Annotated in this window: 22 protein-coding genes; 14 read left to right on the top strand and 8 right to left on the bottom strand. The window is 63.1% G+C overall.

All coding sequences use genetic code 11. From position 1 onward, the window contains the following. Nucleotides 1–4: 4 nt before the first annotated feature. A complete protein-coding gene (locus BTW08_RS11960; RefSeq protein ID WP_075562744.1) occupies nt 5–913 on the bottom strand; it encodes a LysR family transcriptional regulator in 909 nt (302 codons plus the stop codon). Nucleotides 914–1094: 181 nt separating this feature from the next. Between BTW08_RS11960 and BTW08_RS11955 the strand changes: the two genes are divergently transcribed. From BTW08_RS11955 to BTW08_RS11945, 3 genes are all read left to right on the top strand, one after another. Beyond that, nucleotides 1095–2204, top strand: a complete 1110-nt coding sequence (locus BTW08_RS11955) for an S-(hydroxymethyl)glutathione dehydrogenase/class III alcohol dehydrogenase (RefSeq protein ID WP_075562743.1) — start codon at nt 1095–1097, stop codon at nt 2202–2204. 181 nt (nt 2205–2385) lie between these two features. Further along, on the top strand, nt 2386–3243 hold the full coding sequence (gene fghA, locus BTW08_RS11950; protein WP_075562742.1) for an S-formylglutathione hydrolase: 858 nt from the start codon (nt 2386–2388) through the stop codon (nt 3241–3243). Nucleotides 3244–3569: 326 nt separating this feature from the next. Further along, the gene (locus BTW08_RS11945) at nt 3570–4511 is read left to right on the top strand and encodes an ABC transporter substrate-binding protein (protein WP_075562741.1); all 942 of its coding nucleotides are present in this window, start codon (nt 3570–3572) and stop codon (nt 4509–4511) included. A gap of 49 nt (nt 4512–4560) precedes the next feature. On the opposite strand, the gene BTW08_RS11940 is transcribed toward BTW08_RS11945, so the two are convergent. Further along, a complete protein-coding gene (locus BTW08_RS11940; protein ID WP_075562740.1) occupies nt 4561–5385 on the bottom strand; it encodes an alpha/beta hydrolase fold domain-containing protein in 825 nt (274 codons plus the stop codon). Nucleotides 5386–5648: 263 nt separating this feature from the next. Between BTW08_RS11940 and mtgA the strand changes: the two genes are divergently transcribed. Further along, nucleotides 5649–6356, top strand: a complete 708-nt coding sequence (gene mtgA, locus BTW08_RS11935; RefSeq protein WP_075562739.1) for a monofunctional biosynthetic peptidoglycan transglycosylase — start codon at nt 5649–5651, stop codon at nt 6354–6356. A 14-nt stretch (nt 6357–6370) separates the two neighbouring features. Here the strand turns inward: mtgA and BTW08_RS11930 are convergent, their stop codons facing one another. Continuing rightward, entirely contained in the window at nt 6371–7072 is a 702-nt protein-coding gene (locus BTW08_RS11930) for a GntR family transcriptional regulator (RefSeq protein ID WP_075562738.1), read from the bottom strand. Nucleotides 7073–7346: 274 nt separating this feature from the next. Here BTW08_RS11930 and BTW08_RS11925 point away from each other — a divergent pair, with 274 nt between their 5' ends. The 4 genes from BTW08_RS11925 to BTW08_RS11910 all read left to right on the top strand — a co-directional run bounded on the left by BTW08_RS11925 (nt 7347) and on the right by BTW08_RS11910 (nt 14479). After that, the gene (locus tag BTW08_RS11925) at nt 7347–8618 is read left to right on the top strand and encodes an aminotransferase class V-fold PLP-dependent enzyme (protein WP_075562737.1); all 1272 of its coding nucleotides are present in this window, start codon (nt 7347–7349) and stop codon (nt 8616–8618) included. 12 nt (nt 8619–8630) lie between these two features. Further along, nucleotides 8631–11672: an FAD-binding and (Fe-S)-binding domain-containing protein gene (locus BTW08_RS11920; RefSeq protein WP_075562736.1), complete on the top strand. Its 3042-nt coding sequence runs from the start codon at nt 8631–8633 to the stop codon at nt 11670–11672. 276 nt (nt 11673–11948) lie between these two features. Then, nucleotides 11949–13508, top strand: coding sequence for a sodium/solute symporter (locus BTW08_RS11915; protein ID WP_075562735.1), 1560 nt, complete (start codon nt 11949–11951; stop codon nt 13506–13508). Between the two features lie 44 nt (nt 13509–13552). Then, nucleotides 13553–14479, top strand: coding sequence for a Gfo/Idh/MocA family oxidoreductase (locus BTW08_RS11910; protein ID WP_075562734.1), 927 nt, complete (start codon nt 13553–13555; stop codon nt 14477–14479). A gap of 135 nt (nt 14480–14614) precedes the next feature. On the opposite strand, the gene BTW08_RS11905 is transcribed toward BTW08_RS11910, so the two are convergent. The 4 genes from BTW08_RS11905 to BTW08_RS11890 all read right to left on the bottom strand — a co-directional run bounded on the left by BTW08_RS11905 (nt 14615) and on the right by BTW08_RS11890 (nt 18787). Beyond that, complete coding sequence (locus BTW08_RS11905) at nt 14615–15916, bottom strand: TRAP transporter large permease subunit (protein WP_075562733.1); 1302 nt, start codon at nt 15914–15916, stop codon at nt 14615–14617. A gap of 190 nt (nt 15917–16106) precedes the next feature. Beyond that, nucleotides 16107–16670, bottom strand: a complete 564-nt coding sequence (locus BTW08_RS11900) for a TRAP transporter small permease (RefSeq protein WP_075562732.1) — start codon at nt 16668–16670, stop codon at nt 16107–16109. A 74-nt stretch (nt 16671–16744) separates the two neighbouring features. Further along, a complete protein-coding gene (locus tag BTW08_RS11895) occupies nt 16745–17743 on the bottom strand; it encodes a TRAP transporter substrate-binding protein (RefSeq protein ID WP_075562731.1) in 999 nt (332 codons plus the stop codon). 87 nt (nt 17744–17830) lie between these two features. Continuing rightward, nucleotides 17831–18787 carry a LysR family transcriptional regulator gene (locus tag BTW08_RS11890; RefSeq protein WP_075562730.1) on the bottom strand — a complete coding sequence of 319 codons (957 nt, stop codon included), beginning with the start codon at nt 18785–18787 and terminating at the stop codon, nt 17831–17833. Nucleotides 18788–19035: 248 nt separating this feature from the next. Here BTW08_RS11890 and BTW08_RS11885 point away from each other — a divergent pair, with 248 nt between their 5' ends. The 3 genes from BTW08_RS11885 to BTW08_RS11875 are packed head-to-tail and all read left to right on the top strand — an operon-like array spanning nt 19036 to nt 21478. Further along, complete coding sequence (locus tag BTW08_RS11885; RefSeq protein ID WP_075562876.1) at nt 19036–19788, top strand: 5-oxoprolinase subunit PxpA; 753 nt, start codon at nt 19036–19038, stop codon at nt 19786–19788. Next, entirely contained in the window at nt 19785–20498 is a 714-nt protein-coding gene (gene pxpB / locus BTW08_RS11880; RefSeq protein WP_075562729.1) for a 5-oxoprolinase subunit PxpB, read from the top strand. Before BTW08_RS11885 ends, pxpB begins: the two co-directional genes overlap by 4 nt. Further along, nucleotides 20498–21478: a biotin-dependent carboxyltransferase family protein gene (locus BTW08_RS11875; protein ID WP_083627839.1), complete on the top strand. Its 981-nt coding sequence runs from the start codon at nt 20498–20500 to the stop codon at nt 21476–21478. The genes pxpB and BTW08_RS11875 overlap by 1 nt, the downstream gene beginning before the upstream one ends. Nucleotides 21479–21562: 84 nt before the next feature. Here BTW08_RS11875 and BTW08_RS11870 read toward each other — a convergent pair whose 3' ends face one another. Further along, nucleotides 21563–22036, bottom strand: coding sequence for a DUF4174 domain-containing protein (locus tag BTW08_RS11870; protein WP_246837721.1), 474 nt, complete (start codon nt 22034–22036; stop codon nt 21563–21565). A 190-nt stretch (nt 22037–22226) separates the two neighbouring features. On the opposite strand from BTW08_RS11870, the gene BTW08_RS11865 reads away from it, so the two are divergent. The 3 genes from BTW08_RS11865 to BTW08_RS11855 all read left to right on the top strand — a co-directional run bounded on the left by BTW08_RS11865 (nt 22227) and on the right by BTW08_RS11855 (nt 25083). Beyond that, nucleotides 22227–23144, top strand: coding sequence for a MurR/RpiR family transcriptional regulator (locus BTW08_RS11865; RefSeq protein WP_075562728.1), 918 nt, complete (start codon nt 22227–22229; stop codon nt 23142–23144). A 58-nt stretch (nt 23145–23202) separates the two neighbouring features. Next, complete coding sequence (locus BTW08_RS11860; protein WP_083627838.1) at nt 23203–24498, top strand: aminotransferase class I/II-fold pyridoxal phosphate-dependent enzyme; 1296 nt, start codon at nt 23203–23205, stop codon at nt 24496–24498. A gap of 195 nt (nt 24499–24693) precedes the next feature. Continuing rightward, nucleotides 24694–25083, top strand: coding sequence for a DUF4168 domain-containing protein (locus tag BTW08_RS11855; protein ID WP_075562727.1), 390 nt, complete (start codon nt 24694–24696; stop codon nt 25081–25083). Nucleotide 25084: the final 1 nt, after the last annotated feature.

The raw sequence follows: 25084 nt of genomic DNA, 5'->3' as shown, positions 1-25084 counted from the left end.
GAACCTAGGATGCTGGCCGGGCATGATCGCCCCCGGCAATCTCTCCCGGCAGGCGCGCCGACAGGAAATCGATCAGCAAACGGATCTTGGAAGAGAGCTGGCGGTGGCGTGGATAGACCGCCCAGACCGCCGTGTCGGTGAACTGATAGCGATCGAGCACGGCCGTCAGCTCTCCCTGCTGGATCGCCGCTTCCACGTAGTAATCCGGTAGCTGAGCCAGCCCGATCCCCTTGCAGGCGGCGTCCAGCAGTGCCGGCCCCGAATTGCCACGCCAATTCCCCGATACGCGAATTTCTCGCCGTTGCCCTTCGACCTGGAATAGCCAGCTGTCGCGCGACCCGACCAGACAGTTGTGATGGGCAAGCTCGGACAGGCTGTGCGGCGTCGGCAGTCGCTGGAAGTAGTCGCGGGAGCCGACCACATACTCGCGGCGCTGGCACAGGCGCCTGGCCAGTAAGCTCGAATCCTTGAGTACGCCCATGCGGATGGCGATATCGAAGCCCTCGTCGATCAGTTCCACCGGGCGATTGGTGAAGTGCAGGCGTACGTCGAGCTGTGGATGGCGGCAGTGAAAGTCATTGACCAGCGGGGCAATGTAGCGCTCGCCGAATGTCGTCGCGCAGCTGATGGCCAGGCGGCCCCGCGGCTGCGACTGCAGTTCGTTGAGCGCGGCCTCGGCCTCCTGAAAACCATCGAGCAGCGATCGGCAATGTTCGTAGTAGACCGCGCCGCCATCGGTGAGCCGTATCTGGCGCGTTGTTCGATAGAGCAGCGGCGAGCCCAGCGTCTGTTCCAGCTGGCTGACCAGTCGGCTGACGTGGGAATTGGACACCTTCAGTGACCGGGCGGCGCGGGAGAACGTGCCCAGCCGAACCACAGCGACGAACGCCTCGATTCCCTCCCATCGTGACATGTTGGCTCCCTGGCTATTCGTTATCCCAATTGTTGTCATACAGCAATAATCATGTGTCGAATGCCGGGTTTATTGCTGAGCGGTGAGCGCCTAGACTGAATCAAAACCGCTCGTCCTGTCATCCATCGAACGACGAGCGAACCGCAGAGTCCAAGCCTTAAGCTCAACCGGAGACAAGCTGATGAAATCTCGTGCCGCAATCGCCTGGGAAGCAGGCAAGCCGCTCTCGCTGGAAGAGATCGACGTCGAGGGCCCCAAGGCAGGCGAAGTCATGGTGCGCATTGTCGCCACCAGTGTCTGCCATACCGACGCCTACACGCTGTCCGGCAAGGACCCCGAGGGGCTGTTTCCCTCGGTGCTCGGCCATGAAGGCGCGGGCATCGTCGAGGAAGTGGGCGAGGGCGTCACCGACCTGAAACCCGGCGATCACGTCATTCCGCTCTATACCGCCGAGTGCGGCAAGTGCAAGTTCTGCCTGTCCGGCAAGACCAACCTGTGCAGCGCCGTCCGCGCGACCCAAGGTAAGGGCCTGATGCCGGATGGCACCACGCGCTTCTCGAAAAACGGCACCTCGCTGCATCACTACATGGGCACCTCGACCTTCTCCGAATACACCGTGCTGCCGGAAGTGTCGCTGGCCAAGGTGTCGAAGGAAGCGCCGCTGGACAAGATCTGCCTGCTCGGCTGCGGCGTGACCACCGGGATCGGTGCCGTATTGAATACGGCCAAGGTGGAGCCGGGCGCGACCGTCGCCGTGTTCGGACTGGGGGCGATCGGTCTGGCGGTGATTCAGGGCGCGCAGATGGCCAAGGCCGGCCGCATCATCGCCATCGACGTCAATGCGGACAAGTTCGAACTGGCGCGTCAGTTCGGTGCCACCGAGTTCGTCAATCCCAAGGATTACTCGGATCCGATCCAGCAGGTGATCGTCGATCTGACCGATGGCGGCGTCGATTACTCGTTCGAGTGCATCGGTAACGTCAACGTGATGCGCTCGGCGCTGGAGTGCTGCCACAAGGGCTGGGGCGAGTCGATCATCATCGGTGTCGCCGGTGCCGGCGAAGAGATCTCCACACGCCCGTTCCAGCTGGTCACCGGTCGGGTCTGGAAAGGCTCCGCCTTCGGTGGCGTCAAGGGCCGCACCGAGCTGCCGGGCTACGTTCAGCGCTACATGGATGGCGAGATCAAGATCGACGAGTTCGTTACCCACGACATGCCTTTCGATCAGATCAACGAGGCGTTCGATCTGCTGCACGCGGGCAAGAGCATTCGAACCGTTCTGCATTTTTGATACGCGCCCGAAGCCGCGCGCAGGGCTCTTTATCGCGCCCGAAGCCGCGCGCAAGGCTCTTGATCGCGCCCCGGGCTGCGCGAAGAGCATATGATTTATCGCGCCCGAAGCCGCGCAAGCCGTGTCCGACACGCGTCCAATCCACCGGCGGTGATACCGCCGGTGCTGCAAGGAGAAAACCATGTCGATGAGCGAACAGCTGGAGCTGGTCTCGGCCACCAAGAGTTTCGGTGGCTGGGTCAAGCGCTACAAGCATTACTCCCGGGCGCTGGATTGCGACATGATCTTCGCGATCTATCTGCCGCCCCAGGCCGAGGAGGATCGCGTGCCGCTGATGTGGTGGCTATCGGGTCTGACCTGCAACGACGAGAATTTCATGCAGAAGGCCGGGGCGCTAGAGACCGCGGCCGAGCTGGGTATCGCGATCATCTGCCCGGACACCAGCCCGCGCGGACTGGACCTGCCCGGTGAGCACGACAGCTATGATTTCGGTTCCGGCGCGGGTTTCTACCTCAACGCCAAGCGCGAACCGTGGTCGAAGCATTATCGGATGTACGACTACGTCACCGAGGAACTCCCCTCGGTAGTGCGGCTGCACTTTCCGGTCAACGGTCGTGAATCGATCAGCGGTCACTCCATGGGTGGCCACGGTGCGCTGGTGCTGGCCCTGCGTCAGCCGGGGCGTTACGCTGCGGTATCGGCGTTCGCGCCGATCGTCAACCCGACCCAAGTGCCGTGGGGCCAGAAGGCGTTTGAGAACTATCTGGGCGAGGATATCGGCCTGCGCACCCAGTACGACGCCTGCGAACTGGTCGCCAAGGGGTCGTCGCGTCAGCCACTGTTCATCGACCAGGGCGAGGCTGACAACTTCCTCGAGGAACAGCTCAAGCCCGAGCGGCTGGAAGCGGTCTGCGAGGAGCACGATCACCCGCTGACCCTGCGCCGCCATCCCGGCTACGACCATAGCTATTTCTTCGTCGCCAGCTTCATCGACGAGCACCTGCGTTATCACGCTGAAAGGCTGCACGCCAAGCGCTGAGAACGCATCTGACGCGATAGGTCCGATGACGTTGACTCGCCTGAGTCTGGACTTTCAGGCGAGTCGTCTTTCTTCCCCATGGAGTCGGCGACCCGTAATGCCCGGTGAGGCCGTTACCCGCCCACCTCTACTCGGTCCTTCCTGTCTGTTCTGCTTACCCGTTCCTCCCATCCATTCCTCCTATCCATTCCTTCTATCTATGCTTGCTATTGATCGCCGATGGCGGTTGATGCATAGCATCCGTCGCTTGCGGTCAAATCATTGCGTCTTAACTCGTCAGAGTAGAGGAGGAGTTCCATTCGATAACAAATCAAGGGAGACGCTTCATGAGTCATTCGAACATAAAACGCCACGTCCTCACCGCGGCGTTGCCGCTGACTCTCTTCGCTGCAGGCTCGGCGCAGGCCGATCTCGATACCGTGCGCTTCGGTGTGCCGCCGTGGCCGGGCGTGACGGTGAAGTCGGAAGTGGCAACGCAGATTCTCGAGGCCATGGGCTACCAGACCCAGCAGAACGAGCTGGCCGTCGGCGTCATTCTCAACGGGCTGGCCAACGACGACCTGGATGTCTACCTGGGCGGCTGGTATCCGATCGAGCAGGAGATGATCGATCCACTCGTCGCCGACGGCAAGGTCGACAAGGTCGCCAAGAACATCAGCAACGCCAACTCGGGGCTGGTCGTTCCGGAATACGTCCATGAAGCGGGCGTCGACAGCGTCGCCGATCTCGACCGTTACAAGGATCGTTTCGACGGCGAGATCCAGGGCATCGAAGCGGGTACCGGCATCAATGACGCCATTCTCGCCGCCATCGACAAGGATGCGGCGGGGCTGGGCGACTGGCAGCTGCGGGAAAGTTCAACGGCCGCCATGCTGGCCTATGCCGATCAGAAAATCAGCGACAAGCAGTGGGTGACGTTCGTCGGCTGGGAACCGCACTGGATGAACGTCAGCTACGATCTTTACTATCTGAAGGATTCCGACGACAGCGGCACGGCGGATATTCTCAGCACGGTCTGGACCGTGGTTCCGTCTAGCCTCGAGGCGGAGGATGCCAATCTCTATCGTTTCCTCTCCCAATATCAGGTCGATATCGAGGCTCAGAATGACTGGGTCTACCAGTACAGTCATGAAGAGCGATCCGCCGACGAGGTAGCCAGCGAGTGGATTCGCGATCACTACGATATCGTGGCCCAGTGGCTGGACGGGGTGACGACAAAGGATGGCAAACCAGCGATCGATGCCGTCAAGGCGCAGCTGGATAGCTAATGACGGATGAATAGTCGAAGGCGGGCTGACAGCTGAACCCGACCCGCATCTACGCTTCGCTGCCGAGCCGTCGTGCCAGCGCCTGGCAGAAATCCCGCCAAGCGGTCTGCATTGCCGGCAGTTCGGCGTGGCCATGCAGCGCGCCGTGTACCATGCCGGGCGCACGGCGGTAACCGACCGCAGCCCCCGCCTCTCGCCAGGCCAGAACGGCGCGCTCCAGCGGGAGGGTCAGCGGGTCGCGCTCGGCGGATAGCGCCTCGATGGCCAGGGTCGGAGGCCGATCGGCTGGCACGTCTGGCAGGTGCGGTGTGGTCATCGTCCACAGCGACAGGACATCGGCGCGTGACAGCAGTGGCGCATCCTCACCCAGATTATCGAGCGTCGGCGTCCCCACCACCGGATAGATCAGGCCGAGCAGTCCTTTCCACTCGCTGGTATGGGCGACATCGATCGCCAGCCGTCCGCCGGCGCTGTCGCCAATCACCGCCACGGGCACCAGCGATTCGACCACGCTGCGGCAATCCGCCAGCGCCTCGGCGTAGTTCGCTTCGGGCAGCAGCCGATAGTCGACGCTCACCACCTCGCGCCGCAGGCGTTTGGCCAGATCTGCGGTGACGCCGTGATGGCTATTCACCGAGCCCAGATTCCAGCCGCCACCGTGCAGGAAGACCACGCTACCCTCGGCGCGGCTAACCGGAAGGAAGCGTCGCACAGCGACACCGGTCAGACGTTCGTCGACGACCTGCATGCCGGCCGGATCGGCGACTCGACGCCGTGCATGCAGCGCCTCATACGCCTGACGTCTTGCCGACAGCGATTCATCGCCACTCTTGTCGGCCGGGCTGAATTCCCGGATGAAGTCTTCGATAGGCATGGAGCTTTCCTTGTCGATGTATCTTGGAGATGGATCTGGCTATGGACCTTGGAAATGGATCTGGCTATGGACCTTGGAAATGGATCTTGGAAATGGACCTTGGAAATGGATCTTGGAAATGGACCTTGGACAGTGTCCCGGGAGATGGGCTTTAGAAGTAGGCCTTGGCGACAGTCTCTCCCTCAGCGCTCAGGCGATAGGCCCAATCCCGTCATGCCCTTGTTATACTAGGCCCCCGTTCTCTCGACCATGAGCTCTCGTCCATGCCTTCCGGTTGGCTGCGCACGTCCCTACGCTACTTGCTGATCGCCATGGGCGCTTTCGTGGGGTTATCGATACTCCTGGTGCTGGTATTTCGCTTCGTGCCGGTATTCGGCTCGATGGTGATGGTCGAGCGCAAGGTCAGCTCATGGTTTGACGGCGACAATCTGGCCATCGAACAGCAGTGGGAGCCGTGGTCCAGACTTTCCGACAATGCCAAGGTGGCGGTGATGGCGGGGGAGGATCAGCGCTTCCCGGATCACTGGGGCTTCGATGTGTCGCAGATCAAGCGCTCGATCACGAGCTGGTCGGACGGTGGCGACTTGCGTGGCGCCAGCACCCTGAGCCAGCAGACCGCCCGGAATCTCTTTCTGTGGACGGGGCGCAGCTGGATTCGCAAGGGGCTGGAAGCGTGGTTCACGCTGCTGCTCGAGGCGCTATGGCCGAAACAACGCATTCTCGAGGTCTATCTCAACATCGCCGAGTGGGATACGGGCGTTTTCGGGCTGGAGGCCGCGGCGCAGCACTATTTCGGCACCTCCGCCGCCAATCTCAGCGTCTCCCAGGCCAGCCGGCTCGCGGCGATACTGCCCAACCCGCGGGGCTGGAGCGCTTCTCGGCCTTCCGCGCACGTCCAGCAGCGGGCGGCATGGATCCAGCGTCAGATGCGCAATCTCGGCGGGACCGACTTTCTTCAGCGGCTCGACTGATTCCATCGGCCAGCTCAATCATCTGCCCGGTCGGCCAGCACCGCGTCGCGTTTCTCCAGCAGGTGGCGCTCCATGAGGGCGCCGAGCACAGATCCATCACGCGCTTCCAGCGCGGCCATCATCTCGCGGTGTTCTTCCACCGCTCTGCGCCATTTGGCTTCCGAGCGATTGGAGGAGAGTCGCAGCGGGTGAAGGCGCCGATTGAGCGATAGATAGGTCTGGCGCAGGGCCTCGTTACGGGCGGCGCGATTGATCAGATCGTGAATGCGCTGGTTGGCACGGTAATATGCAGGCAGGTCGTGGCGCTGCCAGTATCCCAGCATCGTCTCGTGGGCATCGCGAACGTCGGCCAGCTCCTCCTCGGTGATGCGCAAGCATGCCAGCTCGCCCGAAAAACGCTCCAGCGCGCTCATCAACTCGAAGGTGTCGTGAATTTCCTGGTGCGTCATGCGGGTCACGAAGGTGCCGTAGTTGGGCGAGATCGTCACCAGTTTCTCGGCCGCCAGCACACGCAGCGCCTCTCTGAGTGGCGTGCGCGACACCGCCAGCCGATCGGCCAGCTCGCGCTCGTTGATGCGCTCGCCGGGTTTGAGATCACCTTCGGTAATCAGATCGTGCAGCCGCTCCACGATCTTGTCGTGAAGCGCAGCGCGCTGAATGCGCATCGGACGCACTGCCGTCTCGAGCGTGGTGTCACCGTCATTGAATGTCTGCATGCATTGAACCCTGATCGGTCTTCTCTACTTTCTATCGCAAGCGTTCGGCCCTGACTACTGCTCCATCGCATTCCATCGGCAGGAACTGGCGCCAGCGCCCTGTCGTATGACGGCCTTCGACCTATGTCGAGGTTTGTCGGCGGGCAATTATTCGGCATATTGCGTAATGAATGCAAAAAACCGCGTGGGTGACAAAAACCACGTGGGTGACAGAAACCACTTGGGTGCTAAAACAACGTGAGGCGGCTCCCGCTTCACTCCTGGAGATGCCGCCATGCTCAATCTCGACCAACACCCCTCGGGCCGCCATTTTCTGCAGATACCCGGGCCGTCGCCGGTGCCGGATCGTATTCTGCGGGCGATGAGCCTGCCGACCATCGATCACCGTGGCCCCGAGTTCAGCGAGTTGGGTCTGAAGGTCATCGGTGGCATTCAGAAAATCTTCAAGACCGAACATCCGGTCATCATCTATCCCGCATCGGGCACCGGCGCCTGGGAAGCGGCGCTCTCCAATACCTTGAGTCCGGGGGACGCGGTATTGATGTTCGAGACCGGCCACTTCGCCTCGCTGTGGAAGCAGATGGCGCTGCGCCTCGGACTCGAGCCGGAATTCCTGTCATTGCCGGCGTCGCAGAGCTGGCGCTACGGAGTGCAGCCGCAGCTCATCGAAGAGCGATTGCGCGAGGATCGCGAGCATCGGATCAAGGCGGTGTGTGTCGTGCATAACGAGACATCCACCGGCGTCACCAGCGACATCGCCGCCGTCCGCCGGGCCATCGATGCCGCCGGGCATCCGGCGCTGCTGGTGGTCGATACCATTTCGGGGCTGGCCAGTGCCGATTATCGCCACGACGAGTGGGGCGTCGATGTCACCGTTTCCGGCTCGCAGAAGGGGTTGATGCTGCCGCCGGGTATCAGCTTCAACGCGCTATCGCCCAAGGCGATCGAAGCCAGCCAGCGCTCCCTCATGCCCAAGAGCTTCTGGGCGTGGGACGAGATTCTCGCCGGCAACACCAACGGCTACTGGCCCTACACGCCGAGCACCAATCTACTCTACGGTCTCAACGAGGCGCTGGACATGCTGTTGGAGGAGGGGCTGGACCAGGTCTTCGCCCGCCACGAGCGGTGGGGCGAGGGCGTCCGGCGCGCGGTCAATGCCTGGGGGCTGGAAATCCAGTGCCAGGAGCCCGCGCTCTACTCGCCGGTGCTGACGGGCGTGGTGATGCCGGAAGGGATCGACGCCGACGAGGTTCGTCGGACCATCTACGACCGGTTCGATCTGTCGCTGGGAACGGGTCTCGGCAAGGCCAAGGGGAAGATGTTCCGCATCGGCCATCTCGGCGACTGCAACGACCTGACCCTGATCGCCACTCTTGGCGGTTGCGAAGCCGGGCTCAAGCTCTGTGGCGTCGAGCTGTTCGGCAGTGGCGTACAGGCCGCGCTGGATTTCTTCGCCGACAATCCGGCGCCCGGCACGCCGGCGGCGCGCAAACTGGCGGCGGCTGAATCGAAGGGTCACTCACAGGCCGGTGCCGTCCGTGCCTGACAGGAGATCGCCATGAGCGTGATGCCGAAAAGTCCGGTCGTGAGGCGGCCCAGACAAGCCGCCATGAGCGAGTTCGAGAGCCGGCTGCGTCGTGAGATCCAGGGCGAGGTGGCGTTCGACGCCGGATCGCGGGGACGCTATGCCACCGACGCCTCGATCTATCAGATCATGCCGCTGGGCGTGGTGGTGCCGAGAGACCAGCAGGACCTGACCCTCGCTCTGGATATCGCCCGGGACTTCGGCGCGCCGGTGCTGCCGCGAGGCGGTGGCACCAGTCAGTGCGGACAGACGGTCAACGAAGCGCTGGTGATCGACACCAGTCGCTGGTTGACCGGCATCGGCGAGCTCGACGTCGAGGCGCGCACCGTCACGGTCGAGCCCGGCGTGGTGCTCGACCATCTCAACGCCTGGCTCAAGCCCCACGGACTGTGGTTCCCGGTGGATGTTTCCACCTCGGCGCAGTGCACGCTCGGCGGGATGGCCGGCAACAACTCCTGCGGTTCGCGCTCGATCCGCTACGGCAACATGGTTCACAACGTGCTGGGCCTCGAGGCGACGCTGGCGGATGGCCGCGAGGCGGTTTTCGGCCGCTTCGACGAGATCGCGCCCGGCTCGGCGCTGGCAGGGCTTGCCGGTTCGGTGTCGGCCATTATCCAGCGCGAGGCTGCGGCGATCCGTGAGCACTATCCCCAGGTGCTTCGGCGGGTCGGCGGCTACAACCTGGACCTGTTCGATTGCCGCAACCCGATTCCCTACGACGCTGAAAATCGAGCCAATTTCGCCCATCTGCTGATCGGCTCGGAAGGCACGCTGGCGTTCACCCGCCGGCTGACGCTCAAGCTGTCGCCGCTGCCGGTGCACAAGGTGCTCGGCGTGGTCAATTTCCCGACCTTCTACCAGGCGATGGACATGACCCAGCACATCGTCGAGCTGGGCCCCGCCGCGGTGGAACTGGTCGATCGCACCATGATCGAGCTGGCGCTGGAGAATCCGGCCTTCCGACCGACGGTGGAGAAGTCGTTGATCGGTCGTCCTGATGCGCTGTTGCTGGTGGAGTTCGCCGGTGAGGATCAGGAATCGCAGCGCCGTCAGTTGAAAGCGCTCGAGACGCTGATGGGCGATCTGGGGCTGCCGGGTAGCGTGGTCGGGCTGGAATCGGGGAGCGAGCAGTCGGCGCTGTGGAACGTGCGCAAGGCCGGGCTCAACATCATGATGAGCATGAAGGGCGACGGCAAGCCGGTGTCGTTCATCGAGGACTGCGCCGTGCCGCTCGAGCATCTGGCCGAATACACCGAGCAGTTGACCGAGGTCTTTCATCGCCACGGCACCGAGGGTACCTGGTACGCCCACGCCAGTGTCGGCACGCTGCACGTACGCCCGATTCTCGACATGCGCCGCGGCGGTGCCGCCAAGATGCGCGCCATCGCCGAGGAGGCGTCTGCCCTGGTCCGCCGCTACAAAGGCGCCTACTCGGGAGAGCACGGCGACGGCATCTGCCGTGGCGAATGGGTCGCTTGGCAGTTCGGTGCCGAACTCAACGCCGCCTTCGGCGAGATCAAGCGGCTGTTCGACCCGGATAATCGCTTCAACCCCAACAAGATCGTCGACACGCCGAAGATGGACGACGCGCGGCTGTTCCGCTTTCCCGCCGACCACCAGATCATTCCGATAGCGACCGAGCTCGACTGGTCGGCCTGGAATGTGACCCGCGATCCGCTGAGTGGCGATCTGGGCCAACCCGGTAGCGGCGGCGACCCCGCCCACGGCCTCGCCAAGGCCGTGGAGATGTGCAACAACAACGGCCACTGTCGCAAGTTCGACGCGGGTACCATGTGCCCAAGCTATCGGATCAGCCGCGACGAGCGACACCTGACGCGGGGGCGCGCCAATACGCTGCGGCTGGTGCTGGCGGGCAAGATCGGCGATCGGGGGCTGGCCAGCGACGAGGTGAGTGACGCGCTGGATCTGTGCGTCTCCTGCAAGGGCTGCAAGCGCGACTGTCCGACCGGCGTCGACATGGCCAAGTTCAAGATCGAAGCGCGTGCTGCGCGGGTGAAGGAGCACGGTTTGAGCTGGCGCGACAAGCTGGTATCCGAACTGCCGCGCTACGCGCCCTGGATGCGTCATATGGGCAAGTTGGCCGCACGTCTCGAACGCGTTTCCTGGCTGGGCGGGCGTGGCAAGCGCTGGCTGGGTTTCGCCGAGATGCGTTCGCTTCCGGTTTTCAGCGGAGATTATCTGAGGACGGCTAACGCTGAACCGCATCCCCCGGCAGCAAACCCAACGGGTGAGGTGCTGCTGTTCGTCGATACCTTCAACAACTACTTCGAGGCGGACAACGCGCGGGCGGCACGGCGCGTGCTGGAAGCGGCCGGCTACCGGGTGCATTTCAATGATCGCGACGGCCAGAGGCCGCTCTGTTGCGGGCGCACCTATCTAGCCGCGGGGCGCGTCGATCGGGCCAAGGAAGAAGCACGTCGCACCCTCGAGACCCTGATGCCCTACGTCGAACGCGGCATCAAAATCGTCGGGCTCGAACCCTCGTGTCTGCTCACGCTGCGCGACGAGTTCCTGCACTTTGGTTTTGGTAAGGAGGGTTTTGGTAAGGAGGGTTTCGGTGAAGACGCCACTCGGCTGGCGGGGGCCTCCATGCTGTTCGAGGAGTTCCTGGTGGCGGAAAAACAGGCCGGGCGACTGAACCTGGCACTCAAGCCGCTGACGGTTTCTCGAGCCAAGGTTCACGGCCACTGTCATCAAAAGGCGTTCGATGCCTTTACGCCGGTGATGACCGTACTGAACTGGATCCCCGAGCTCGAGGTCGAGGCGATCGTTTCGTCCTGCTGCGGGATGGCCGGGAGTTTCGGTTACGAGGCGGAGCATGTCGAGGCATCCCGGCAGATGGCCGAGCTTTCGCTGTTGCCGGCGGTGCGCGAGGCCGGGGAAGACGCCTGGATCGTGGCCGACGGCACCAGCTGCCGTCATCAGATTCTCGACGGGGCCGGGCGGGAAGCATTGCACGTGGCGAAGGTGCTGGAGGCCGCGCTCGTCTCGTAGGTCCTGAGCTTTCAGCTCCCGGGCGCTATGCTGGCTCGTTGCCGGTAAACAGATGGAGCTAGCTCCTTTCGAGGCCTGACGAGAAATCTCGTCAGGCCTTTTTTGCTGTTGGCAACCCGCTGTCCGGGAATGGAATTTCGCCGAGGTGATGACTAACCTTGGAATATTGAACACCCAACCGTCCGTCGTCGCGACGGCTGGCCATTGGTGTCATCACGTCGCTATCGCTCGCCATCATGCTTGCCACAACAACTACAGCTCAAAGCGAACGAACTCATGGAAGACCTACAATTCTGGGATTTTGCCGTCATCGCGGTCTATTTCGTGATCGTCACCTTCATCGGTTACAAGACTGCGCGAGGCAAGACGACGCCGGAAGAGCTGTTCCTGGCGGGAAGAAGTCTGGGCCCGATGGCGATCGGCTTCTCGCTGTTCGCCTCCAATATCTCCTCGGATACGCTGATCGGTCTGCCGGGCGCCGCCTACCAGCACGGAATCTCCGCCGCCAACTACGAATGGATGGCGGGCGTGGTGCTGATGTTCACGGCGATCTTCGTGCTGCCGGTGCTGATGCGAGCCCGGGTCACCACGATGCCGGAGCTGATGGAGCGACGCTTCGATTCGCGGCTGCGCAAGTATCTTTCCGTCATCACGCTGTTCCTGTCGATCATCCTCGATACCGCCGGCACACTCTATGCCGGCGGCCTGATCGTGACCACGTTCATCCCCGGCACCAATCTGTGGGAAGTCTGTGCGTTGCTGGCGCTGTTCACCAGCATCTACACGGCCTTCGGCGGGCTGCGCGCGGTGGTCTACACGGACGTGATGCAGGCCTGCGTATTGATCGGCGGTTCGGCGGCGATGACCTGGATCATTTTCGGTCATTTCGATCACAGCTGGGCCAACGTCAAGGAGGCGGTCAGCCCGGAAAGGCTATCGCTGATTCGACCGCTGGACGACCCCAGCGTGCCGTGGCTGGGGTTGATCACCGGGGTGCCGATCGTCGGTTTCTACTACTGGTCGATGAATCAGTACGTGGTCCAGCGTCTGCTCGGCGCGCGCAACATTCAGGCCGCGGGGCGCGCGTCGGTATTCGCCGCAGCCCTGAAGTTATTGCCGATCTTCATCATGACGATCCCCGGGGCCATGGTGATACCGCTGTTGCCGGGGCTGGATCATCCCGATCAGGTCTATCCAAAGATGGTGCAGGAGTTCACGCCCACCGGGCTCACGGGCCTGATTCTGGCGGGCCTGATCGCGGCGCTGATGTCGACGCTCTCCTCGACGCTCAACTCCTCCGCGACGCTGCTGACGCTGGATTTCATCAAGCCGGCCAAGCCGAATCTGACCGATGCCCAGCTGGCCAAATGGGGACGGATCTGCACGTTTATCCTGGCGGCGATCGCGGCATCCTGGGGGCCGATGATCCAGTACTTTTCCGGCCTCTGGGCCTATCTCCAGCAGGTGTTCGCGTTCGTCGCCTCGCCATTGGTGGCGACCTTCCTGATGGGGCTGTGGGTCAAGTCGCTGGGCTCGTCGGCGGCGCTGCGTGGTCTGGCCAGTGGTCATATTCTCAGCGCGATACTGTTCGTGCTGGTGGAGACCGGCGTGCTGCCGATTCACTTCACCATCATCGGCGGCATCCTGTTCGCGGCGACCGCGCTATTCACCTGGCTCTGGAAGGTCCGGCTTGGCAGCAGCGATCGGCCGGATAGCAAGGATGCGAAGATCGCCGTCATGGCCAAAGAGGGATTGGAGCGGGTGCCGCGCGATGTCATGATCGGCATCGCCATCGTCTCGCTGCTCACCGCGATCATCGTCTATCTGCTGCGATGAGCAAGCCGCTCTCATCTCAAGGCTGTTTTTCACAAGGACCTGTCATGGATACCCTTCGTCTCGCGATCGTGGGTTACGGCAAGATCGCCAACGCTCAGCATCATCCGGCCATCGACAACGACGCCGGTTGCCGGTTGGTCGCGGTCGCGAGTCCCAACGCCACCGTTCCCGAGGTCGCGAACTTCGAGAGCCTCGAAGCGCTGCTCGATCAGGGCCCCGAGATCGATGCGGTCTCGCTGTGCACCCCCGCCGGCGTGCGCTCGTCGCAGGCGCGACTGGCCATGGCCCATGGCAAGCACGTGATGCTCGAGAAACCGCCCGGCGCGACGCTGGCGGAGATCGAAACCCTGCGCGAAGACGCCGAGCGCCACGGCGTCACGCTGTTCGCATCCTGGCACTCCCGGCATGCCCACTGTGTCGATTCGGCACGACAGTGGCTGGCGAAACGCGAGATCCGGCGTGTCGACATCGAGTGGAAGGAAGACGTCCGCGTCTGGCATCCGGGGCAGGCCTGGATCTGGCAACCGGGCGGCATGGGGGTGTTCGATCCGGGTATCAACGCGCTATCGATCGTGACCGAGATCCTGCCGCGTCCGTTCCACCTGATCGACGCCCAGCTGCAGGTGCCCGGCAACTGCCAGACGCCGATCGCGGCATCGCTGGATTTCGTCGACGACGACGTGCCGATCCATGCCGAGTTCGATTTTCGACAGCAGGGCACGCCGCCGATCTGGAACATTCACGTCGAGACCGACGAAGGGCGCTTGACCCTGGAAGCGGGCGGCAGCCGGTTGCTGATCGATGGCGAGTTGCGCGAAGAAGGCCCTGATGCCGAGTACGCCGGCCTCTACCAGCACTTTGCCACCCTGATCGCCGAGGGCCGTTCCGATGTCGATGTCAGCCCGTTCCGCCATGTCGCCGACGCGCTGATGCTGGGCTATCGCCACACCGTCGAGGACTTCGTCGAGTAGATGCCAGCTACGAGACACGAGCTGAGAGCTACGAGCCGAAACTCCGAACCAAAACGCTAGCGTTATCGCGCTGGCATTTTGCGTATTGAGGTCGGCATTCTGCTTTTCGCAGCTCGCAGCTCGCAGCTCGCAGCTTTAGCCGGTCATTGCCTGGGGCAGATAGAGCACGATCTCCGGGAACGCCCGCATTACCACGATGGCGAACAGCATCAGCAGGAAGAACGGCAGCGTGGCCTTGGCGATGGTGAAGATATTCTTGCCGGTGAGCCCCTGGATCACGAACAGGTTGAAACCCACCGGTGGCGTGATCTGCGAGATCTCCACCACGATCACCAGGTAGATGCCGAACCAGATCGGGTCGATGCCGGCGGCGTTGATCAGCGGCATGATGATCGAGGTCACCAGCAGAATCAGCGAGATCCCGTCCAGAAAGCAGCCCAGCACCAGCAGAAACAGCGTCAACATCACCAGCAGCACGTTGGGCGAGAGCCCCATGGCGGCGATGGCGCTGGCCAGTTGCGTCGGCAGTTGGGTGAAGCTCATGGCGGACGACAGGAACGAGGCGCCGGCGATGATGAAGGCGATCATGCACGAAGTGCGCAGCCCGGCGAACATCGACTCCAGGAAGATCGACTTGTCGAAATGGCCGTTGAAACGCGCGATCACCATCGACAGCACCACGCCCACCGCGGCCGCCTCGGTGGGGGAGGCAACGCCGCCGTAGATACTGCCGAGAATGCCGCCGATCAGCACCAGCAGCGGAATCAGGCGCCAGCTGTTTCTGACCTTGGCGAGAAACGGCATCGGCGGTTCGGCATGCCCAGCCCCGCCGTTCCTGCCGGCGGTCAGCGACCAGATCACCAGGTAGATCATGAACAGCGCCAGCAACAGCAGGCCAGGCCCAATTCCTGCCATGAACAGGCGTGAGATCGACTGCTCGGTGACCACGCCATAGACGATCATCATGATCGACGGCGGGATCAGCAGGCCCAGCGTGGAGGCGCTGGCCAGCGTGCCGATGGCCAGTGTTTCGCTGTAGCCTCGACGCTCGAGTTCGGGCAGCGTCATCTTGCCGACGGTGGCACAGGTTGCGGCAGAGGAGCCGCAGACGGCTGCGAACAGTCCACTTCCGATGATATTGGAGTGGAGCAGCCGACCGGGCAGACGGTTGAGCCAGGGCGACAGCGCGCGGAACATGTTGTCGGCGAGCCCGGAGCGGAACAGGATTTCGCCCATCCACACGAACATCGGCAGAGCTGTCAGGTCCCAGCCATAGCTGGCGCCCCAGAAGTCGGAGGCGAGAATGGGGCCGACCTCGAAGCTCGTAAAAAAGGTCAGCGCGATCCAGCCGGTGCCGAGCAGGGCGAAGGCGATCCACACGCCGCCGCCGAGCAGCAGTGCCAGCGTAAGCAGGGTGACGAGACTGAGCGTGAGCACGAGTCGAATCCTCGGTTCAGGGAAGTGCCGTATAAATGTCTGCGCGGGCGAAGTGCTGCGTTACGCGGTGCTAGAAGACTCGCCTAACCCCATGTTATGTCTCGTCTTCTGCGCTCCTTGCGCCTTGCTCTTCATCCCGCTCGCCGATTTATTCAGCGCTTCCTCGCTGTTTGGTTGTTGGAGCGAAACGTTACTCGCCGCCGAAGCTGTCGTTGTCGCCGGGAGCCACGTAGCGCGACGGCGCCGTCACGGCCTGTCTCAGCGTGCTCGCCAGCGCTTCCAGAATGGCCAGACACAGCAGCGCGAGGCCGACGACCAGGACGGTCTGGGGGATCCATAGCGGAATCGCCATCAGTCCCGAGGAGACGTCACCGTAATCGAGGCTTTCGCGAATCAGCCCGATCACCTGCCAGCTGAGCAACGCGCTGAGCGCCAGAGCGATCGACAGACACGCCACTTCGCACCAGACCCGGATCGTCGCCGGCAGGCGGGCGATCACTAGCGTGACGCGAATATGGGCGTAGTGAGTGAAGGTGTAGGCGAGGCTCAGGAAGGTGGCGCCGACCAGCAGGTAGGAAGCGATCTCCGAGACGCCGCTGATCTCGTAACCGAGACGGCCGGCCCCGACCAGCACCAGTACCGCATCGAGACAGCGCAGCAGCACCTGGAAAGTGACCATGGCACAGATGGCGAGCATGCAGGCGGCGGCGCCCCAGGCGCCCAGCCGGTAGAGCGGATCGAGTTTGAAGGTCATGAAGACTCACCGGGTGTGAGTGAAGGAACCCCGACAGCCGAATGACCCGCGCAGGGCGGGTCATTCGAACGGTGTCACTGGCTCTGCTGGGACTGCAGCTTGCGGTAGCGGTCGACCAGCTGCTTGGCCTGATCGCCGGCACGTGACTGCCAGTCCTCGAACAGCTTCTGGCCGGCGGCTTTCAGCTGCTGCTGGAGGGCATCACTGGGCTCGCTCACGGTTACCCCATGGGATTCGAGGGCCTTGGCGCTCTCCGCGGCGTCTTCCTTGCTCAGTTGCCAGCCACGCTGTTCGGCCTTGGCGGCGGCATCGAGAACCGCCTTCTGGGTGGTCTCGTCGAGGCGGTCGAAAGCGCGCTTGTTGACGAAGACGATGTTCTTCGGCAACCACAGGTTGGCATCGCTGTAGTTCGACACGTAATCCCACGCCGACATCGACTTGCCGGTGGAAACCGAGGTGATCATGGCGTCGACGCGGCCGGTACTGAACGCGGTGGGGATATCCGCTTCTTCGGTCTGGGTGGGGATGCCGCCCAGGTTCTCGACGAAGCGCTGGGTATTGATGTTCGGCGCGCGAACGCGCAGGCCCTCGAACTGGGAAGCATCGGTCAGCTCGAAGTCGGTGTAGATGCCCTGCGCCGGCCACGGCACGGCGTACAGCGGCATCAGCCCTTCCTTGGCGAAGAGTTCGGTGATGATCGGCTTGGAGGCCTGCCACAGATCGTAGGCATCGGCATAGCTGCCGGCCAGACCGGGCAAGGTATCGACTTCGTAGATCGGCGATTCGTTGGAGAGCGTGGAGAGAAAGATCTCCCCGGCCTGAACGGTGCCGCGACGCACGGATGGCTTGATCTCGGCGTGGCTGATCAGCGAGCCGCCGCTGTGCACGGTGATGGTCAGCTCGCCATCGGTCGCTTCGCCGACATCTTTGGCGAACTGCTTGGTGTTCTGGGTGTGGAAGCTGGCATCGCCGTAGGGAGAGGCGAGATTCCACTGGTCGGCGAGTGCCGGGGTGGCGGCGGTGAGCGAACCCGCCATGGCGATCGTCAACAGGGAAAGATGGGAAGTGCGCATCGTGGGATTCCGTTTGTTATTGAGAAGGTCATGCACGCTGCTGGTTATCCTGCATTCTTCAAGTTGCCCGGCGATGCGGTCAAATCGTTAATTCTTATCCGAACTATCGGGCCAGACTTTCACCTCCCGCTGGGGCTCGTCATCGGCATGATCTTTGGCATAGCGAGCGGCACAGTCCTGGGCGAGCTGAGTAACGCCCCGACAGAAGTTCGGATAGCTGCTGGTTCGCCAGATCGCGTCGTAGTACATCGCCGGCAGCGGGGTGGGCAGTGTCAGCCGCAACAGCTCGCCGCGCTGGCACGCATCCGACACCGTGGAGACGGGCAGCGAGCCGACACCCACGCCGTCGATGGTCATGCGGGCAATGGTCATCAACGTCGTGGCGCAGTGGATCTTGGGGTCGTCGATACCCAGCTCGGCGAGGTAGGTCACGAGTTCGCCATAGGGGCGAGCCAGCTTGCTGAACGAGACGAACGGAAGGCGGGATAGCGCGGCCGTGCCGCCGTGGTGCAACCGCTCGGCGTGTTGCGGCGCCACGAACAGACCCATCTCGTAGGTCGCCAGCGGCAGCTGCGTCACTGATAGCCCCGGCGCAACGCCATCCATGGCGAAGATCATGTCGAGATCGTTGTCCGCCAGGCGCTGTTGAAGTGCCGGCGAGATGTCCACGGTGAGCTCGATGGTCAACTGCGGGTGCCGCTCGGCCAGCTGGGTCAGGAAGGTACTGAACCAGCTGTGGGCGATGGTCTCGATCACGCCGAGGCGTAGCGTGCCGGAGAAATCCTCCTGATTCTGAAATAGCTGCAGCGCTTCCTCGCGACTGTCCAGCAGGCGTTCGGCGTGAGCGTAGAACTCGCGACCGCGCAGCGTGGGCTGCACCGGCCGTGCGCTGCGGTCGAGCAACGACTCCCCGACCACCGCTTCCAGCCGAGTGATGCGATCCGAGATCGAGGGCTGGGTCAGATGCAGGCGCGCTGCCACCTTGCGAAACGAACCCAGCCTGACGATCCAGACGAACGCTTCGAGCTCCTTGAAATCGAACATCTCGGGTTCTCGCTATGCAGTCGACAGGGGATAGGCGATTCTTCGGCGCGGCGACGTGGACGTCAACTCTTCAGAGAGTGCCGGCTGGCGTCAAAGTCCGCAGGATGAAAGATTGCGCCGATACTGCGCATCGTGAAAAACGATTGGACCCTGTCGCTGGCGGTTTCTTACAGTGCCTTCAGGCTTTCCTGCGGCACTGCTTTCTACGACAACGATACGAGCAACAACAACGATACGAGGTAATGCGAATGCGCGTGCCCCTGCTTAACTGCGACATGGGCGAGAGTTTCGGCAACTGGGCGCTGGGTCTCGACGATCAGGCGATGCCTTTCGTCGACTGCGCCAATATCGCCTGCGGCTTTCACGCCTCCGATCCCGATGTGATGCGCAAGACCGTGGCGATGGCGGTTGCCAACGGAGTGCGTATCGGTGCGCATCCCGGCTACCCCGATCTGATGGGGTTCGGCCGTCGCTCGATGGCCTGCTCGGCGCAGGAAGTCGAAAACCTGATGCTCTATCAGATCGGTGCGCTGGAAGCGTTCTGCCGCGCCGAAGGCACCCGGATCAGCTACGTCAAACCGCACGGGGCGCTCTACAACGATATGGCCAGCGACTTCGACCTGCTGCGAGCGGCAATGCAGGCGGTGGTCAAATACGATCGCGACCTGCCGCTGCTGGTGATGTCGACCGCCAATCCCGAGCCGGTACGCGAGCTCGCCTCGGCCATGGGCGTGACGCTGTGGTTCGAGACCTTCGCCGACCGCGCCTACGATGCCCAAGGCCACCTGATGTCGCGGCGTCTGCCGGGGGCGGTGCATCACGATCGCGGTGCCATCGTCGATCAGGCCGTGGCGCTGGCCAAGGGCGGGGCGTTGACCGCGAGTGACGGCAGCAAGCTGCATCTACCGGCGGATACGCTCTGCGTTCATGGAGACAACGCCGAGTCGGTGGCGGCGGTCAAGGCCATTCGCGAAGCCTTTCAGCAGTTGAGCGACGCATGAGCCAGTCGCTATCTCCCCAGCTCGAAACGGTGGGCATGGACGCGCTGATGGTGAGACTGTTCGACGCCATCGACGAGGCGCACATGCCGTGGATACTGGCGGCCGATAGCGCGCTGCGTGAGCGCCTCGGCGAGGCCCTGATCGACCTGGTGCCGTCCTATACCACGCTGCTGGTGCATTACGACGTCGCCCGGCTCTCCCAGATCGAGGCCAGGAAGCTGATTCAGGACGCCTTGCAAGGATTGAAGCCGGCGTCGAACGAGGCCGGGCGGGAGCACCGTATTCCGGTGTGGTACGACGACAGTGTCGGTCCGGAGCTCTCCCGCATTGCCGAGCGCCTGGGTGTCGATACGGATGACGTCGTGCGTCGGCATACGGGGCGCGACTACTGTGCCTTCGCGCTCGGTTTCGCCCCCGGCTATGCCTTCATGGGTCTGGTCGAGGAAGCGCTGGGGACGCCGCGATTGAAAACGCCGCGTCAGCGAGTTCCCGCCGGCAGCGTCGGCATTGCCGAGCGTCAGACCGCCATCTATCCGATGCGCTCGCCGGGCGGCTGGAACATCCTCGGTCGTACCGCCATCAAGCTGTTCGATCGCGAGCGCGACGAGATCAGCCTGTTCCGCCCCGGCGATCGCGTGCGTTTCGAGCCGATCAGTCGCGAAGCCTTTATCGAACAGGGCGGCGATACCACGCCGCTGGAGGAGCGCTGATGACGACGCGGACAAGTACGCAGAACGTCACGACCACCGTGGCGCAGAACGCTGGGCAAACCAGGCCGACGTCACTGGTCGTCGAGCGTACGGGGCCGCTGGCCCTGGTCGAGGACGCGGGTCGCTTCGGCTGCCGCCATCTGGGAGTGACGCAGGGCGGAGCGCTGGACTGGATCTCGTTGGGCTGGGCCAACTGGCTGCTGGGCAATGCGCCCGATGCTGCCGGCATCGAGATCGCCATCGGCGGCCTGGCGCTGAAAGCGGAGCAGACGATTCGGCTGGCCATCGCGGGTGCCGATCTGGGCGCCACGCGGGACGGCGAGCCGCTGGATGCCAACGTCAGCTTCACGCTCGAACAGGGCCAGGTGCTCGCTTTCGATCAGCCGAGGGCGGGCCTGCGTGCTTATCTGGCGCTGCCGGGCGGGATCGACGCCGAGCCTTTCATGGGTAGCCTGTCGACGGTGGCCCGCGAGCAGCTGGGCGGGCTGGATGGCCGGGGCGGGGGGCTCCAGATCGGTGATCGACTATCGGCCGCCGGCCATGCCGCAGAGATTCGTGACATGCCTTCGGTGCCGCCCATGCCGCGGGACGAGGCCGTGCTGGAGCTGGTAACCGGCGCGCAGATCGCGCATTTCGAGGGTGCCAGTCTGTTCGCCGCCTTCAACCAGGCCTGGCAGGTGGATAGCCGCGCCGACCGCATGGGCGTTCGGCTGACCGGCCCGGAACTGCGATGCCAGCTGGGGGGAATGATATCCGAAGGCATCCCGCTCGGTGCCGTTCAGGTGCCGCCGGACGGGCAGCCGATCATCCTGCTGAACGATCGCCAGACCATCGGCGGCTATCCGCGGCTGGGGGCGCTGTCGCCGATCGCCTGCGCGCAACTGGGGCAGTGCGCCCCCGGCACCACTATCAGGCTCTCGCCGGTAACGCCCCATCAGGCACGAACGCGCTATCTGCGCCAGCTCGCGCTGTGGCGTTAGCCCCGAATCAGCGCAAGCCGGTTCGGCCTGGCGCCGGAGGACGCTCGCCATGGCGAGCGCTGGGCGGTTCGCCGCTCCCGGCGATCAGTCATCGCCAGCCTGACGCATCGGCATCCGGTCGATGGTGGCGTAGATCGACTGCAGATCGACATCACCCCGTTGCTGAACCTTCTTGCCGCCGTCCTTGCCCACCAGAATCGTCGTCACGCCCTGATCGGGACTGACGCCCAGCGCCTCGAGCAGCGCCCGGGTCTCGTAGGGCGTCATCGGCTGGCCGTGGCGATTGCCGCTGTCGCCTTCGACCGTGTAGAGCAGCATGTCACGGTCGGCGAACTGATCCTGCGTCGCCTCGAGCTGCTGGCGCAGATGCCGATAAGCCGGTTGCTCGGCATCCGGCGTCACTACGATCAGCGGGCGGAAGTTCCACTTGTCGGTGATCAGCGGATTGGCGGCATCCTTGCCGCCGGCTGACTGGGCCTCGGCCACTGTAGCGAACACGGCGCTCGCCGCGAAGAAGGCTCCCGCCACTAGTGCACCGGTCATCAACCAACGTTTCATGAGCGTCTCCGGAGTGTCGTTTACGCGTACTGTAGACCCTGTGATCCATGAAGGGGAGAAGGTTTCATGGCGGGCCGGCGGGTCTGGAGGTGCCAATGTTAAAAGGAAATAAAATATCTTAACTGAAAATTAATTTGCCGTCAGTGAGGCATAGGCATAATCTCAATCATCCGAAGCAGAGGGATAGGTCATGGCCGATCACGAAGGTTTCGACACTCCCCCGACGTCAGTTGCCGCCTTGCAGGCGATGGCAATCGCCGCAAGGCGGGGAGAGGCACAGGCACCCAGGCTGACCCCCGGTGGGCTCAAGCTACTGGAGCAATTGCTGGCCGCACCGGAGCTGGCGGCGACGCTCAGCATCTCGGCGCTGGCGGATGAACATGGCGTCAATGCTTCCAGTCTGACACGCCTGGCGCACGCCCTGGGGCTGGCCGGGTTCAAGACGTTTCAGGCGCTGTTTCGTGCCGATGCCACCAGTGGGGCGTTCTACTCGACCCGCGCCGAACGCCTGCTCGACCTGGGCCAGATTCCCAAGGATGGCCAGCATCCGATCCAGCAGCAGACGCTTTGGCAGGAGGAGATGGGCAACCTCTCGCGAACTGCCGAAGGGCTCGACGAGACAATGCTCGCGGGTGCCGCCCGCGCCCTGATCGAGGCACGCCGAGTTCACGTGGTCGGCCAGCGTGCCTGCTTCGCGGGGGCGCACTATCTCTCCTACTACTTGAGCTATCTGCGCAGCGACGTGCGGTTGATCGATTCGGTGGGTGGTATCAATCTCGAGGCCGCGCGCGAGCTGGGGCCGGGTGATCTGGTGGTGGGCGTCAGCTATCGGCCGGAAACCCGAATCAGTGTCGATTACTGCCAGCAGGCACTCGAACAGGGCGCGCAGCTGCTCGCATTGACCAATCATCCCGCCGCTCGTCTCGCCACCATGACCGAGATGACGCTGCTGGCGTCCGCCGAAGGCCCGTTCTTCTTCAATCCCATGAGCAGCCTTTTCGTGGTGATCGAAATGCTGTTGTCCCACATGGCCCACGACATGGGCGGCGACGCCGTCTCGTCGATCCGTCGCCGTGAAGCCTTGATCGCTCGCTGGCAGATCGAATGACCGAGCTGCCTTGATAAGCCGACCACAATACGCCCACTACACCAGGAATCCCGCTGACATGACCGCTCGCTTGGGGCTCGCCACCGCCCTGTTGAATCACGCCTACGCCGACGACATCAACGCCACGCCGGCTTCCGATACCCTGTTGATCAACGAACAGTCGAGATGGCTGGAATCCCGCGGTGAGAGAGTCATCAAGTTCGGCTTCGGCCAGTCGCCGTTTCCGGTGTACGGCCCTGCGGTCGAGGCGCTCGCCGCTCATGCCGATCACAAAGCCTATCTACCCGTGCAGGGCTTGCCCGCGTTGCGGGAGCGAGTCGCTACTTTCCACAGTGAACTGGACGGCATTGCTTGGAATGCCTCGCGGGTATTGATCGGCCCCGGTAGCAAGCTGCTGCTGTTCGCCCTGATCAAGGCGCTGCCGGCGGCAGAAATTCTGATTCCCGCACCGGCCTGGGTCTCCTATGCGCCTCAGGCGCGTCTGGCAGGACAGACGCCGATCAAGCTGGCGGCGGACTTCGACACACGCTGGCAGATCACGCCGGAGCAGTTGGAGGCGCACTGCCTTGAAGGCGGCGATAGCACGCGGCTGTTGATACTCAATGCGCCCGGCAATCCCACTGGTTTATCGCCCGATGCCGAGACGCAGCGGGCGCTGGCAGAGGTGGCGCGGCGTCACGGCGTGATCGTGCTGGCCGACGAGATCTACGGCCCGTTGGACCATAGTGGTGCCCACCGCGCCTTCGCGCGCGACTACCCCGAGGGCACGGTGACGACCAGCGGGCTGTCGAAATGGTGCGGCGCCGGCGGGTGGCGGCTGGGGGTGATGCACGTGCCCGAGGCGCTGGGAGACGAGATCTTCGCGCGGCTGCTGGGGATCGCCTCGGAGACCTGGTCGAGCGTGACCAGTCCCGTTCAGGAAGCGGCTTGCGTGGCCTATCGGGTCACGCCCAAGTTGACCGAATATCTCGATCGCCAGCGGGCATGGCTTAGCCTGATTGGTCACTGGTGTGCGACCCAGCTGCAGTCGGCGGATATCCGCGTGCACCTTCCCGACGGGGGCTTCTATCTGTTCCCCGATTTCGACGAGTATCGAGAGACGCTGGCTCGGCGCGGTATCACCACCAGCGCCGAGCTGACCGCGCGGTTGCTGGCGGAAACCGGCGTGGCATTGCTGCCGGGTAGCGCGTTCGGGTGTGATCCAGCTCAGCTCACGGCTCGTCTGGCCTATGTCGATTTCGATGGCCAGGCGCTGTTGCCGCATCCGCCGCAGCGTCACGAGCAGCCGATGGCGCTACCGGCGCTGGAGCGAGTGCGTCTCGGCATACGATCGATCATCGACTGGCTGGGCTGAGCTTCAGAAGGGCTGAGCTTCAAGGGGCTGAGCTTCAAGGGGCTGGCTCGAGGCTGAATTCGTGGGCATTTTTGATTGTGCGCTTTTCTTAAGGCAACATTAAATTGCCAGGTGATACATTTTTCCGGGAACTCCCCGCGCTATGGGGTATCACAACTGGGCACACGCAAAAATCGAGAACACTTGGAGGTATTCATGCAAAGGATCACTGCAATCATCGCGGCAGCTCTGATGACGACAGGTATGGCCAGTACTGCGGCTATGGCACAGGACAACGCGAACAGTGCTCCGCAGTCTCAGTCTCAAGCGGCCGCCAAGAATTTTTCTGATGAAGAGTTGCAGCAGTTCGCTGACGCTTCTCAGGAAATCGCTTCGATTTCCCAGAATTATACCCAGAAGCTGCAGAATGCATCCGATGAGGGCGATCAGCAGGAGATTCGCCAGCAGGCCAACGACGAGATGGTCGAGGCGGTCAAGGATAGCGGTATGGATGTGGAGAAGTTCAACTCCATCGGTCAGGCCGTTCAGCAGGATCCGCAGCTGATGCAACGCGTGAAGGGCATGGTTCAGCAGCCCCAGCAGTAAA

The sequence above is a fragment of the Salinicola sp. MH3R3-1 genome, assembly GCF_001937155.1.
In the GTDB taxonomy this organism is placed as follows: Bacteria; Pseudomonadota; Gammaproteobacteria; order Pseudomonadales; family Halomonadaceae; genus Salinicola; species Salinicola halophyticus.
The sequence above is the reverse complement of the archived record's forward strand: the minus strand, read 5'-3'. Positions and strand labels throughout refer to the sequence as shown.

Excerpts from the sequence above, each read along its gene's own strand:
- BTW08_RS11960 (WP_075562744.1), bottom strand. The coding sequence starts at position 913 with ATGTCACGATGGGAGGGAATCGAGGCGTTCGTCGCTGTGGTTCGGCTG.
- BTW08_RS11955 (WP_075562743.1), top strand. The coding sequence starts at position 1,095 with ATGAAATCTCGTGCCGCAATCGCCTGGGAAGCAGGCAAGCCGCTCTCG.
- fghA (WP_075562742.1), top strand. The coding sequence starts at position 2,386 with ATGTCGATGAGCGAACAGCTGGAGCTGGTCTCGGCCACCAAGAGTTTC.
- BTW08_RS11945 (WP_075562741.1), top strand. The coding sequence starts at position 3,570 with ATGAGTCATTCGAACATAAAACGCCACGTCCTCACCGCGGCGTTGCCG.
- BTW08_RS11940 (WP_075562740.1), bottom strand. The coding sequence starts at position 5,385 with ATGCCTATCGAAGACTTCATCCGGGAATTCAGCCCGGCCGACAAGAGT.
- mtgA (WP_075562739.1), top strand. The coding sequence starts at position 5,649 with ATGCCTTCCGGTTGGCTGCGCACGTCCCTACGCTACTTGCTGATCGCC.
- BTW08_RS11930 (WP_075562738.1), bottom strand. The coding sequence starts at position 7,072 with ATGCAGACATTCAATGACGGTGACACCACGCTCGAGACGGCAGTGCGT.
- BTW08_RS11925 (WP_075562737.1), top strand. The coding sequence starts at position 7,347 with ATGCTCAATCTCGACCAACACCCCTCGGGCCGCCATTTTCTGCAGATA.
- BTW08_RS11920 (WP_075562736.1), top strand. The coding sequence starts at position 8,631 with ATGAGCGTGATGCCGAAAAGTCCGGTCGTGAGGCGGCCCAGACAAGCC.
- BTW08_RS11915 (WP_075562735.1), top strand. The coding sequence starts at position 11,949 with ATGGAAGACCTACAATTCTGGGATTTTGCCGTCATCGCGGTCTATTTC.
- BTW08_RS11910 (WP_075562734.1), top strand. The coding sequence starts at position 13,553 with ATGGATACCCTTCGTCTCGCGATCGTGGGTTACGGCAAGATCGCCAAC.
- BTW08_RS11900 (WP_075562732.1), bottom strand. The coding sequence starts at position 16,670 with ATGACCTTCAAACTCGATCCGCTCTACCGGCTGGGCGCCTGGGGCGCC.
- BTW08_RS11895 (WP_075562731.1), bottom strand. The coding sequence starts at position 17,743 with ATGCGCACTTCCCATCTTTCCCTGTTGACGATCGCCATGGCGGGTTCG.
- BTW08_RS11890 (WP_075562730.1), bottom strand. The coding sequence starts at position 18,787 with ATGTTCGATTTCAAGGAGCTCGAAGCGTTCGTCTGGATCGTCAGGCTG.
- BTW08_RS11885 (WP_075562876.1), top strand. The coding sequence starts at position 19,036 with ATGCGCGTGCCCCTGCTTAACTGCGACATGGGCGAGAGTTTCGGCAAC.
- pxpB (WP_075562729.1), top strand. The coding sequence starts at position 19,785 with ATGAGCCAGTCGCTATCTCCCCAGCTCGAAACGGTGGGCATGGACGCG.
- BTW08_RS11875 (WP_083627839.1), top strand. The coding sequence starts at position 20,498 with ATGACGACGCGGACAAGTACGCAGAACGTCACGACCACCGTGGCGCAG.
- BTW08_RS11870 (WP_246837721.1), bottom strand. The coding sequence starts at position 22,036 with ATGAAACGTTGGTTGATGACCGGTGCACTAGTGGCGGGAGCCTTCTTC.
- BTW08_RS11865 (WP_075562728.1), top strand. The coding sequence starts at position 22,227 with ATGGCCGATCACGAAGGTTTCGACACTCCCCCGACGTCAGTTGCCGCC.
- BTW08_RS11860 (WP_083627838.1), top strand. The coding sequence starts at position 23,203 with ATGACCGCTCGCTTGGGGCTCGCCACCGCCCTGTTGAATCACGCCTAC.
- BTW08_RS11855 (WP_075562727.1), top strand. The coding sequence starts at position 24,694 with ATGCAAAGGATCACTGCAATCATCGCGGCAGCTCTGATGACGACAGGT.